Raw genomic sequence first — 12,954 nt, forward strand, 5'->3', positions numbered from 1 at the left:
GCGCATCTGGTTTGGGACCAGAGGGTCGTAGGTTCGAATCCTATCACTCCGACCACTAACCCTTCCTGCATGATATCAGTAATATTTCACGCCCTGGTAAATACGCAGCTTCCGGCATGCCTTTGAGCTCTGCTCTGATCTTGCAGGTGCGTATCAAGCGCGGCATGAAATATCGAGTTGGCAAAGCAAGTGCAGTACTGTCGGAGTGTAGCGCAGCTTGGTAGCGCATCTGGTTTGGGACCAGAGGGTCGTAGGTTCGAATCCTATCACTCCGACCATTTATTTACCCAAGGCCGATCGTATATCGCAAGATCAAGCCTTTTTGCCTACAGCAGCCCTGCTCACCCCATATCCATCGATCAAAACCGCTTCCAAATCACAAACATTCCACCCTATCTGAAATACCCCAGCAACACCTCTTGCGCACAAATTCGATACCCCAAGCCATTGATTACAGTCTAATCGGCTCACAAGCCAGAACGATTCTAAGCCCGGTACATTTCGGGTCTTCAGCTTAGCCTAAGATCTATCCTGTCCTACGATATATCACTCATTCCATATCACTCTGGGCGCTTTGGTACCTTCGCCTGATCGCAGAGACCGAGAGACTGACTCTCGTCCCAGCTTCAACATCGCTTGCTCGCTTCCTTGCAGTGCCGTCTATTGGCACCAGTCACACTTTCACAGATACCGCCAACTGAGAACAGTTACGCCCCTCTGGGTCGCCTATAATCCAAGAGGTTGCCAGACAGTTAGGCCAGTGTGCGTAACATGATGAGGAACAGCTTGATGCTCCACCAACTTATGACACTGCTTTCGCTTCCCTTCAGCCGCAACAAGCTCAGCATCCTGAACTACCACCAGGTTCTCGAAAAACCGGATCCGCTGCGTCCATGGGAACCGGACAGGGCCAAATTCGACTGGCATATGGCACTGCTCAGCCGCCATTTTCAACCACTGCCTCTCATCGAAGCCCTTGACCGGATCGAGGACGGTACCCTGCCTGCACGAGCAGTCTGCGTAACCCTGGACGATGGTTACCTGAACAACCTTGACGTGGCTCTGCCAATTCTGAATCACTACCAGATCCCGGCAACCGTGTTCGTCGCCACGGCCTTCTGCGATGGTGACAACATGTGGAACGACCGTATCATCGATCTGCTCGCCCACCTTAAAGTCGACGTCATCGACCTGGAAACGGCGGGGCTTGGGCACTGCACCCTCGACAGCATCTCAACGCGACGAAAACTGGCCAACCAGATCATCAGCCAGTTCAAGTACCTTGCCGTTGAAGACAGACTGCAAAAGGTAGACGAACTCTATGCGATCAACGGCTCCATATCCGAAACGCGCAAGATGTTGCGTCCCGAAGAAGTGACCACGCTTTCCCGGGCGGGGATCGAAATTGGCTGCCATACCCACAACCACCCTATTCTCAAGGGGATGACGCCGGACCAGCAGCGCGAGGAAGTCGGTCGCAACAAGGCTTTGCTGGAGGCATGGACGGGCAAGCCGGTGCTGGGGTTTGCCTATCCCAATGGCCGCTTCGGCAAGGATATAGACACGGAAAATCTCGCCGTGATCCGGGAGCTGGGGTTCCGATATGCTGTCTCTACCGACGCCGGCTACACCGCCCGGGACTCCAACCGTTTTGCCCTCAGGCGCTTCACACCCTGGGACACCAGTGCGTTGAAATTCCATGCCCGTATGCTTCTGAACCTGTGGGCCAACGCTACTCCCGGCGGCGATCGTTCGAAAGCTCACTGAGACCGTCAACCAGAGAGGACAACCTGGATACAATCCGACTTCGGGGGCCGGCACTCTGTCAGACTCATCCCTATCAGAAGCAAGCCAAAATAATTGGAAATCTATAACAAGGTTGGCGTTAGAAGTGGAGACATTAAAACCTTAGTACCAAAAATAAATTCACCCTCGAGACCCTAACGCGACCAAAACGCCAGCCCTAAAAAATCAATTATCAACAACTCTAAAACAACAGAACTCATTCGATAGAAACTTGCCTTTCCAAGAGCATGTTTTTGAGCCCGAGAAGCGGATATTTTTTACTGTATGCCTTTCTAGCGTGCAGTTCTGCTTTCTTAACATCTTCTAATTTCAAGTAAGCCAACCCAAGATTGTAATGGACCTCGGCAGAGTCTCGTATAGAAAGCGACTTCGTATAATTTTCTATCGAACCTTTGTAATCACCCCTCCTAAACAGATAATTTCCATATATATGGTAAACCCTGTAGTCTGAAGGTTTAAACTGTTTTGCCCTAACAAAAAAACAATTTATTTCTTCCTGAATAAATGGATCTGTTTTGACATCTTCATAATCACTATATTTTACGATAGCCATCAAGGCAGGGTAATGATTAGGGAACTTTTTTAAAGTATAACTTATATCTCCCATTATAGATCCAGTCTCCCCTCCTTTCTTTAAATTCTTTACATTTTCAGTAAAGTGACGCCTTTCAACTGTCACAAGCATTTTACTGCGCTGCTTCTCGTCAGCATAATCGTATGGTCCATACTTTTCAGCATAAACATCCCCACAGGATCCATAAGAATATGCAGAAAATGCCAGCATCCCCAAAAAAAAGCCAACCTTATTAGAAAATATAAAACTTGCCACAAAATTTTTCCTATTTAGCAACATAACCGACTCCTTATTTCCCAAAAAACCAAGAGTGATCATCCGTGCAACTTGATCACCATCAGCTATACCTCAAGCTCTTTGAATTAAGCCTTGAGATGGTTAGCCGCACGCCGCTGCACACCCTAGCCATTCTCATCGGAGGCCGTCGGTGAATGCATGATCACTTTTTTCATAACGTTCCTCGTGAATTCAGGTTTCACAGTGACAAACTATAAGACAAAAATACAGGTAGTATCATTTGGCTTTCCGGCGAAAAAGCGAACAACAGGTACGATAAAATAGGCCGGTCAAATTGACCACCTCTTTCCTCATGGGGTGCTGGAGGAAGAATACCCCGGCCAGCCATCCAGCACCGGCCAGCACACCACTAACCGCCAGAACGAGGAAGTGATAGCTGGAAAGTCCCTTGTCCACAGCGTAAAAAAGCGTCAGCGTCGGACCGAAGCAGGAAAAGGGAACCAGTATCAGAGACGGAAAGACAGCCCTTAAGTGGCCTGAAAAGCTCAGCCCGAAGGTACTAAACAAGGCTCGCTGCACACAAAAAATCTGGGTCAGCGCCACTACGCCGAACAGCATCACCACGTCTTCGAGGCTCAGCCAGATGGAGCTGAGCAGCACCAGAATCTGTACCCCCTGAATCGCAGATTCAACTGCGATATTACGTTTCACCTCACCGACTGCGATCAAAGACAGGCTGTAAAAAGTATAGGGCGTTACCAGCATCGCATAGATACAGATAAGCGACGCCAGGGGTGCCGAACGTTCCCACTGGCTGCCAAACAGGAACAGGATAAGCGGCTCGGCTAAAACAGCCATAACCGCAAGGACCGGTGCCATGATAGCGACCAGATAGCTCATCGACAGGCTGTACAGCTCGGCGCCATCCGCTCCCTGCCTGATCTCACTGGCAAAGGTCGGGAAATAGACCGTGCGCACCAGCGCAACGACCCTTGCAATCAGCATCTTTTTCAGTCCGTTGGCCCGGCTAAAGAAGGCCACTTCAACGAATCCGAGAGTACGACCCAGGATCAGATCGGGCGCCCCGTTGCCTATCTCCCGGATAATTGACGCCAGACCAGTCAACGAACCGAATTTCACTGCCTCTCCCAAGCCCCGGACGGTCGGCCACATAAAGATTTCCCCGGGTCTGACATAATTCAGCCAGACTACCTTGAAGATGTGCGCAACCAGCGCTCCCCAGGCCATGCTCAGGTAACTTTGCCCGGCATAGGCACAACCGATGGTTACCAGGGTCTGCACCAGGTTTGTAAGCCACATGTTAGTCGCCAGATAATGAAACTGGAGTTCCCGGTGCATTAGTGCCAGTAGCGGCGTGCCAAACGGGAGGATAAGAAAGTTGACGCAGAGAATCCCCAGAACCTCGGCCACGCCAGGATGATCATAAAGAATCGCTAGTGGCTCACGGGCGATAAACAGCACAAGCGCCAGCAGCCAGGAAGAATAGAGCGTAACCGAAAATGCCGCCCGGAACTCCTGCCGTCCCACCGCTTCAGCCTGCACCAGATACTCGGCAACACCAAAATCACGGAAGGTATGTGCCACACCCAGTACCGCCACAGAAACAGAGTAGATGCCGATCTCCGCTGGCGTCAGCACACGTGATACAACGATCACACTTGCGAAGCTGAGAGCGAAGGATATGAAATGGGCCACCCCCATCCGGCTGAGATTTTTTCTGACAGCCATAGTCGCTATACCTCCCTTCCCACTTGCCTGGCCAGGCAAGCCAAGGAACCTCTACGCACGTGATCTCACCTTGTTCATCATTACCTGCAAAAGATTGGGAACGAACATCAAGATAAAGGCGGGGTCGCTCCAGGACGCCCGAAGCACCAGTCTCCAGTCGAATTTCTGTCCCGTTTTTAGTAAGTGAACGATACTTGCAACCAGTGAATACCGGGTATCCGTCAACTGCTTGGCGACAAAAGCGCGGTGGTTATGCTCAAGTCGCAACTTTGCCAATATGCACTTGGAAAGTTTGAGGTAGTTGGTCAGCAGCACCAAGGATTCAGGAGTCCCCCAGGCTGCACTGTCAAAAATATTGACGCCGCGCCCCTCATCAACAAGGACCAGGGCAGCGAAAGCCACCTTATCTGTCTTCTGGCTCAATTCAAGCTTGAACAACCGGTCCTGACCATTGAACAGTCGCGTGCTGAATCTCAAATCCGGGGCAATTTCGAGCCGGTACACCAGCGCTGATGTGCTGATGATGTTGCTCCGCTTGATGGCGTAGCCAAAAAAATCGCCGGAAAAGGCATATAATGGGCGCTCGCTGCCCAGGAACCTATGTTTGGACGCAATCAGATCGAGCCCCGCCGCGGACTTCCATTCGAAGCGCGTATCAGCGAAGCCGACTCGCCGGCTGTTGGCAAAAAAGAGGTCATACCCGCGTTGCATGGTCTCCATGGCATGGAGCAGGAAATCCTCCCGCCAGCAATCGTCGGAATCCAGGAAAGCCACATACCGGGTACTATGCGACATATGATCCAGGCCGTTGTTTCTGGCCGCCCCTGGGCCTGCATTATCCTGAGCTATAATCGTTAGCCTTCGATCTTTCGACTGCAGATTGGCTAACTCTTCACTGGCTGGAACCGGAGAAGCGTCGTCGACAACGATGACCTGAATACTGAAACCTCCCTGCTGAGAAAATATAGATTCAACACACTTTCTCAACAGCCCCCTTTCCGACTGATAGTAAGGTATTATAACGCTAATCAGTTGACAAAAATTCGGTTCACCCATACGTATCACCAGCTATTTACGTCCTAGTTTCACTGTGCTGTGCTGCCCTGTCCAAAAGATAACTTTTTCTCTCATCAACAGCATGAATTTCACCAAGTTCCTTTTTCGCAATAATATAAACAGAAACAATTGTAATAACGAAATGATAAGGCAAGTCAAAGTATGCCAATGATAAAAAAGCCCCACCTACAAGGTAGGCGACCAAAGAAACCTGAAGATAACGACATAACAACCCCGCCCACTTGAGCGACTCTACATTTTTCGACATCATTATTACCTTATTAGCAATCCTCCATGTTGCGAAGAACACCATCAGATAACAAATAAGCGCCAGCCAGCCATGTTTCCCCAAAACCTGTATATAGTTGCTATGAAATGCGACAAAGTCATTTGGATTAGGCGCATAAATTATAAAATTGCTTGGTGTCTCCGCGTTGAAACCTTGGGAAAACGGATGTGAAAATGACATATTTAATCCTGCCCTCCATGCATTCAGCCTGCTTGCAGAGGAACTTTCTCTGACCTCTCCAGCCTCTTCATCTACAATTATCGTACCCATTCTCTCATGCCAACTATCAGGCATAAAACTATAAACAGCGGGCAGCAAAGCAAGCAAAATGACAAAAGAAACAAGTTTCTTGTTGGTTTTCACTAATAAAAACAAAGCGCATGCAATAACTGCAAGGAAGGCGCCTCGTGATTGAGACCCAAAAGCAGCCACAACCATCAAGACAGCACCAAGTATGAACAAATACTTAAGACGTTTATCCGACTGAATAGCACTAAAATATACAAATACAGGAGCCACCATCAAATTGGTAACGGCCATAGCGTTGTTTTCTTGGAAAAAGCTCCCACTCGGCCCATAAACTCGAAACGCTCCTCCAGTAAATATTGTAAAAACACCACCCTTTACGCCATAAAAACCTATACTCAATGCGACAACAAGCAAAGCCAACTCAATTCGCCTCCTGGAGGTGAGCATAGAAAGTATCACCAGCGTAAAAAACTGAACTTTAAATACTTTCATCGCCAGTTCATTCACAAATGGCGTTTTATCGTGTAAAAGCCAAGAAAAAAACACCATTATATAAAACATGAATAACCAAATAATGGGTTTCTCGAGAGGAATCTTCTTTGGCTCGCTACTGATAAAAAACGAAAAAATAGTAGTAACCCCAATCAGCATTGCCACAGGGAAGTCCAACATGAATCCCCAGGTATGACTTTGTGGCAGCATGTAGCTTACCCAACACCACATAAGTACACCGAAAAACGGCCGTTTAAATATAAAGGGTATAGAGCCAACAATTACTATAAAAAGAATAATATCACGCACATATAACCCTCCCTTATACGCGGTTTAAATTTTCTGATACATTTCTTATTCTAGTAAAATGTTTTTTTATCTTGGAAAGTTCGTTAATTAACAAAACCAGCATACCTGAAAGGCTGCGATAGTTAACGATTTGAACTCCATATAGGCACCGACTCCGGTCCATCCATTCCTTTTTAAAGAAATCCAAACCGGTAAGAAAATCAATTTTTTCAATATTATCTACCTTTATTACTTGCTCTATCATTTTCGCAGTAAGTACCGTACCAGGAGATAGATTTTTATAAGCCTTATCATATGCCAGCTTGTAAATACAAGCTGTTCTATTTGCGACCACCCATAACTGTACAGCAATCGCCTTACCATCAATATCTAGAACACCTAATCTAAGGCGGCCTTTTCTGGCACACATCCTTGCAAAACCATTAATAAACTCCGGATAGGGCTCATCGTTCTTCCAACTTTTTTCGTACACCCTGTGATAATCTTTTAATTTTGATTCAATTGCATCTAATTCTGTATAGATACAGACAGACCAGCCACCTACAGCATCCAGTTTCTTAAATTTTCTTTTAACTGTATTAACTACACGCGAAGGACGACTTGAAATATAGTCTTCGTAGTTCTCGCAACTGTCATGAAAGAAATTTTTAGTAAGGAAATAGTCAAACCTCAAACTTCGTATCCCGCTGACTTTCAGTATATCGTCTCTGGTTTCGCTACTGACAGGGTAAAAATCAACGAGATCCCACCCCTGTATTTCTTTCCATAAATACTTCAGAAAAAAACCGTAAGCATACTCCCTGGTAATAAGACTGGGATCAAATATGACGTCAAATATGGGAGAGTAGTAGTTCGACAACCCGGTCAGTTTTCGAACCTTGACACCATGAAAACGCCCTTCGTTACGCCACATCGGCAGTACTGCTAGCGCGCGACCATCATTGCCTGCAAGGCACAGGAAGAATACATCTCCAGCACCGGTCGCAACGGTTGCGCTGAAATTGTCAAACCAGTCGCGGCCCAAAAATATCGAATCCTGCTCCTTCTCTTCAAGCAGGCACAGGAACGCTTCGGGCAGGAGATCAATTCGCGGATAACTTGATACCTCCATTTCAGAGGGGGTTTCGTTCGGTTTTTCCACCATACGCCTGGCCAGGGAGTGCGCCATCCGATAGAACGCCTTGCGTGAGCATCGCAGGAAAGGCTTGAGATCTCGCCGGCTGAAAAAGCTGAACACAGGGCGCTTTACTTTGCCGCGGCCAGACACAAAGCGAGGAAGGTATTTGACAGGTCCAAATGCATCCCTCTCACTATCAAACCAGATCGTCGGCGTGTAATCGCCTGTACTGACAGGAACAGTCTGTCCGGTCGAGCTGAGGTACTCGATTGCAGGCAGATCACAACCCGCTCGGATGCAAAGCCCCACCCAAAAGTCGGTGCGTCCAACTGTCGGCTCTATGACCCAGTAGCGTCCAGCTGCATCCCGTTTGAATTCCAGCGACACAGGTCCGCACAAGCCCAGCCCGTCGAAAAAAAGCTTTGTCAGGTCGCGCAATTCGGGCATCTCGACAGAAACAGCAACCGTGGTCTGCCCTAGCGCCGGAGGAAAAGATGCCAATTTGTTACCCTCAAAACTGATCAACGGGAGCCCATTGTCCAGGTAGAGCGCACAGAAATAGAGATCCTTGTCGGTACCGCTTACCCACTCCTGGACGACAAAAGGATAGTCGCCTGGGTAATGGTCGACCACGGCTTCGAGCTCCGTGACCGACGTGCACTTGATCGCCTTGAATCCAGACTGGGGGTTGGCCGGCTTGATAATAAAAGGCGGTTTCAAAGATGACACCTGGTGTTTCAGGTCACCCCTGTTTTCCAACACCACGGAAGCTGGGTAGTTAAGACCTGTCTCCTTGCACCGGTCCTCAATATTGCTCTTAAGCAGAAGTTTTTGGACCTGATCAACGCAACTTTCCCAACTGAGTATATAAGCCCCCCTGAGCCGATCGATGTTTCTGGCAATTACACGTACATTGTTATCATTTGAGGGAAATAACACTATGTCACGCGATAATGGTATCCGTTCTCGAAAGGCACGCAGATCATCTACCAGGGAGTTGTCCTTGATGCTTTTCACGTAATGAATGTGGGCGGAGTTCGTCAGTGCTCCCGGTATCGAGGAATTGGCTTCAAAGGCGTGCACTTCAATTCCCAGGCGTTGCAGTGACCGGGCAATAGCCAGTCCGTGACTGCAAAGCCCCACCACTAAGGCACAGGGTGCGTTCTGAGGAAGTATCATCCCAACTCCTGCCGTGCACGTATGTTGTTCAAAGACTGCAACCGTTAGCGACGCCGTCTTCCCATTGCCCGTTTGAGCCTGCCCGTAATCTACTCCCTTAAACTGGTTACAAATGTCTGAGTCTGCCGCGCCACCCAATCCTTGGCCTGCCGGGTCGAAAATGTATGATCCGCAGTCTCCATGCACAGCCGCGACACCGATCGCTCCTCGACCAGTTTTGCCCAGGCCATGTCTTGGGCGAGTTGCTGGGAAAATTCTTTAGCCGTCAGATCATTGCCACTTAATACCAAGAGCACCCTACCCGGGTACTTTCTCAAGCCCTCGAACATACGCTGCTGATAGCTATTTCCAGAAGCATCATTCGCTTGGCCCGCGCCTTTGTCACCGAGCAGTGCCTGCCAAAGCGTGCATCCGAACTCCCAGACACTGTCCACAGGGTTACCCTTGCCCTTTATCAACTTGCGCCAAAATCCCGGATCCAAAAACCGGCGCCTGTAATAGTGTGATACTTGAGCCTTGGCCTTAGCCTGGCGATTCTCCAGCCAGGGATTCAGCAATACTAGACCGGCCAGACGTGGATCACGGTGCGCGTATATCAGTGCCGCTGAAGCACCATCGCACAATCCCAAGAGCACGATTTTCTCCAGCTCGGGACAATGTTGCTGGAAACAGTTAACCGCAGCGGCAATGTCGGCATCCAGATCATCGAACAGCTTCTTCTTCCCACTGCTGTCCCCCATCCCGGTGACATCAAAGCGCAACACCGGGATTCCCTGGCCTGCCAGCGCCCTCGCTAAATGAACAAATTGGCGGTGACTGCCGACCCGATACTGCGGGCCGCCCACCACTATGACGACCCCGACGCTAGCGCAATCCACCGAGTGCAGGATAGCCGTCAGCTGCTGGCCCTGACTCGTGAAACAGCATGCGTGTTCAGGCATGGCACACCCCGTCGGCTTCCGTCAGACATTTCAGCGTCAATACGCTCAGACTATCCGCATCGTAGGTATCCGGAACTTGCCAAAACGGAACACCGGCGCACACCTCTATGGTCAGCCGGTCACCGGGCCATTGCTCATGAAGCCTGGAGACAATCAGTGGCACCTTCTCGCTCGCGGCCTCGATCCAGATAACACTGAGCGTTTCCATCCAGAACGAAGGCTGTATAGAGAGAGCGCTGATCTGAGAGACCAAAACTGAACTCATTGGGTATCCGGCCACTTCCACGAGCTCACCTTCCAGACAACGCCTGTACCAGTTAATCTGTTCTTCTCCTCGCCCCAGCATCATCTCGCTCATCTGCTTTAGACGAAAAAACTGGCTCATCAACTGCTGACCACTAATGACGGGCTTCCAGAGCAGCAAACGGTCCACCACTTGGGCACCGCGATCGTCAAGGTACTGGGCTGCCAGCAAGGCACCCAGTCGCAACCCCCAAAGGGTCACAGAGGAACGCCGTTTTTGCCGTATCCACGCCAGAGTTGCATCGATATCGTTGAGCCACCCCGGTACCCTGGCCTCATCGAACTCACCTTCACTGTCACCGGTACCGAAGTAATCCAGCAGAACGACAAAATAGCCAGTCTCGGTCAACATTCGGGCCTGCCTGGCCACCACGGCACGGGAGAGATTCATCTCTTCTGCAAAGGGAGGCAGAAACAGCACCGCGTGCTCGGCTGAGCAGTCCCCGAAGGCGGCCAAATAGAGGCGCCCCTGACCTCCTTCAATGAAGTGGCCCTGATACTTCACCTGCCCACATGCTCCGTCACAAAAGTTACCAGTGCGCCCAGGGTCTCAAAGCATTCGGCACTGACTTCAGTGTCGTCGATAACGATTCCGAACTCATCCTCCAGGGTAGTGAGAAAGGTGACTATGGCCATTGAGTCCAGCTCGGCAACATGTCCGATCAGCGGAGCATCGCGATCCATCGAGGCGATATCGTCCCTGGCCGTGGCGGCTATCAGCAGATTTTTTACAGTCGTTTCATAATCCATACTTTGGTTTCCCTGCGATCAATAATTCCGATCGAGCCACAACGCCAACACCATCAGCACCCACACCAACTCTCCATAATACGAGGCGTGCCCGTGTTGATGGCGGTAGATCGCATCATCGATAAATGTCTTCTCGAAAAGATCGAACCGTTGCAGGGAATCGATCGCCTCATAGGCCAGTTTTTGCAGTTGTGGCTGGTCTTTGATCCAGAGTCCGAACGGCAATCCAAATCCATGTTTGGTCTTGTGGATAATCTTGTCCGGAAGAAAGCCGTCCATCGCCCGTTTGTATAGATGGCGCAGGTTGCCACGGGTTAGCTTGATGCCTGCCGGAACCCGCAATGAAAAATCGACCAGACGGTCGTCCAGCATCGGATAGACCACCTCCACCCCGGCCAGCCGGCACATGCTGTTGACCTTGACCAGGTCATTGTCCGCCAGGGTATGCTTCCAATCGAGGTAAAGCAGGCGATCCAGCGGGCTGGCCTCGGGTAGCGCATCGTAAAGCTGCTGACACTGGCGGTCAGGTTCAAACAGGTCCACGCCCTGAACGACACTGGTCGAAAATGTCGCTTTGCGATCAAGCAGATTCAGAAAATTGTAGTATTGGACGCTCTGCGGGACCGTCATCTTCAGCTGTCGAACAAAACTCTTGGCTTTACCCAGCAGCGCGGGGGAGTCCGGTAGCGGGGAGCGCAGCAGGGTAAGATCCAGCATTCCAATCAGGGGCCCGAGCCTTTGCCGCCAGCGATCCAGCTGCAACTGCGTGGCATAGCGTTGATTGCCGGCAAAGAGTTCGTCGCCGCCGTCACCGGCGATCAACCGATTGACCCCTTGCGATCTGGCCAGTTGCGCGCAGAAATAGGTGGGAATGACCGAGCTGTTGCCGAAGGGCTGATCCATACTGCCAACCACCTGCGGCAGCGCCGCGATCACATCCTCCGGTGTCATACAATATTCGTGGCCGTTGAGACCAAAGTGCTGAACCGCCGTACGGGCATAGTCGATCTCATCGTATCGTGCAATCGGAAAGCCGATGGAAAATACATCGGGGTTTGGCTTCGATTGAGCCACCAGCCCTGCAAGACTGGAACTGTCCAGACCGCCGCTGAGAAAACAGCCTGTTCTATCCTTGGTGCAATAATCGGCCACAACGTCCTGCATCAGTACAAACAGCTCGTCGGCCAACTCCTGTTCACTCGGCGACCCCTGCTGATCAAACGCAGGCTGCCACCAGATCTCGCTAGACAAGGCTCCCTGACGCCAAGAAACGTGCTGGGCAGGCTCGAGACAATAAACGCCTTCATAGACGGTTCTCGGGCTTGGGATCATATGGTGATAAAGATAGTTGACCACCGCCTGCCGGGAGAGGGTCAGGGGCTCGGTAACGGCGTCGCGGAGCGCCTGAAGGCTGTCCGCTACTATCAGGCCGCAGGATACTGGACGGTAGTAAAGCCGATGGGTCGCAAAACGGTCGGCAAAAATATGGCATCTACCAGAGCGCTGGTCGTCGATTATCAGGGCGTAGTGGCCGGTCAAGGCGTGAACAAACTGATCGCCCAGATCGCGATAGAGTTGCCCGATCAATCCGGGGGACGCCTCGCCTCTGCATTCTTTTTGCAGCACTTCGCCGTAACAGTAGACCTCACATCCATGCACCGACGCCCGTTGCCACTGGTTGCTGGCGTTGAGGTCATTCGAGTCACTGGTGAGGACCTGAACCGCGGCCTTGGCGGGCTCTGTTGCTAATTCTGCGCTATCCGGCATCAGCAGTGCCCTTCCTCCTGCGCTGCACAATGGACATAGCGCAGTGTAGTACGCATCTTTGCGTCTGACCTGCAGCAACAATAAATTCGCGAACAGCCAAGCCCTGCACTATCTTTTTCCCACCTGTGTATCAATG

10 protein-coding genes and 1 tRNA gene are annotated in these 12,954 nt (G+C 50.6%); 2 read left to right on the forward strand and 9 right to left on the reverse strand.

Going from position 1 to position 12,954, the window contains the following annotated elements; genetic code table 11:
* Positions 1-201 precede the first annotated feature (201 nt).
* Positions 202-278: transfer RNA gene (locus tag MRS74_RS04310), tRNA-Pro, on the forward strand.
* A gap of 511 nt (positions 279-789) precedes the next feature.
* Positions 790-1,767, forward strand: coding sequence for a polysaccharide deacetylase family protein (locus tag MRS74_RS04315; protein WP_254579052.1), 978 nt, complete (start codon positions 790-792; stop codon positions 1,765-1,767).
* A 235-nt stretch (positions 1,768-2,002) separates the two neighbouring features.
* On the opposite strand, the gene MRS74_RS24075 is transcribed toward MRS74_RS04315, so the two are convergent.
* The 9 genes from MRS74_RS24075 to MRS74_RS04360 all read right to left on the reverse strand — a co-directional run bounded on the left by MRS74_RS24075 (position 2,003) and on the right by MRS74_RS04360 (position 12,818).
* Entirely contained in the window at positions 2,003-2,635 is a 633-nt protein-coding gene (locus MRS74_RS24075; RefSeq protein WP_254579053.1) for a tetratricopeptide repeat protein, read from the reverse strand.
* Positions 2,636-2,893: 258 nt separating this feature from the next.
* Positions 2,894-4,366, reverse strand: coding sequence for an oligosaccharide flippase family protein (locus tag MRS74_RS04325; protein WP_254579054.1), 1,473 nt, complete (start codon positions 4,364-4,366; stop codon positions 2,894-2,896).
* A 51-nt stretch (positions 4,367-4,417) separates the two neighbouring features.
* On the reverse strand, positions 4,418-5,422 hold the full coding sequence (locus MRS74_RS04330) for a glycosyltransferase family 2 protein (protein ID WP_254579055.1): 1,005 nt from the start codon (positions 5,420-5,422) through the stop codon (positions 4,418-4,420).
* Between the two features lie 16 nt (positions 5,423-5,438).
* Complete coding sequence (locus MRS74_RS04335) at positions 5,439-6,761, reverse strand: putative O-glycosylation ligase, exosortase A system-associated (protein ID WP_254579056.1); 1,323 nt, start codon at positions 6,759-6,761, stop codon at positions 5,439-5,441.
* A 13-nt stretch (positions 6,762-6,774) separates the two neighbouring features.
* Entirely contained in the window at positions 6,775-9,057 is a 2,283-nt protein-coding gene (locus MRS74_RS04340; RefSeq protein WP_254579057.1) for a GNAT family N-acetyltransferase, read from the reverse strand.
* Between the two features lie 89 nt (positions 9,058-9,146).
* Entirely contained in the window at positions 9,147-9,998 is an 852-nt protein-coding gene (locus tag MRS74_RS04345; protein ID WP_254579058.1) for a hydrolase 1, exosortase A system-associated, read from the reverse strand.
* Entirely contained in the window at positions 9,991-10,806 is an 816-nt protein-coding gene (locus MRS74_RS04350) for a serine aminopeptidase domain-containing protein (protein WP_254579059.1), read from the reverse strand. Before MRS74_RS04350 ends, MRS74_RS04345 begins: the two co-directional genes overlap by 8 nt.
* Positions 10,803-11,051: an acyl carrier protein gene (locus MRS74_RS04355; RefSeq protein WP_254579060.1), complete on the reverse strand. Its 249-nt coding sequence runs from the start codon at positions 11,049-11,051 to the stop codon at positions 10,803-10,805. The genes MRS74_RS04350 and MRS74_RS04355 overlap by 4 nt, the downstream gene beginning before the upstream one ends.
* 18 nt (positions 11,052-11,069) lie before the next feature.
* Complete coding sequence (locus MRS74_RS04360; protein WP_254579061.1) at positions 11,070-12,818, reverse strand: asparagine synthase; 1,749 nt, start codon at positions 12,816-12,818, stop codon at positions 11,070-11,072.
* Positions 12,819-12,954 lie beyond the last annotated feature (136 nt).

The organism is Marinobacterium sedimentorum (assembly GCF_024267675.1).
GTDB classification, from domain to species: Bacteria; Pseudomonadota; Gammaproteobacteria; order Pseudomonadales; family Balneatricaceae; genus Marinobacterium_A; species Marinobacterium_A sedimentorum.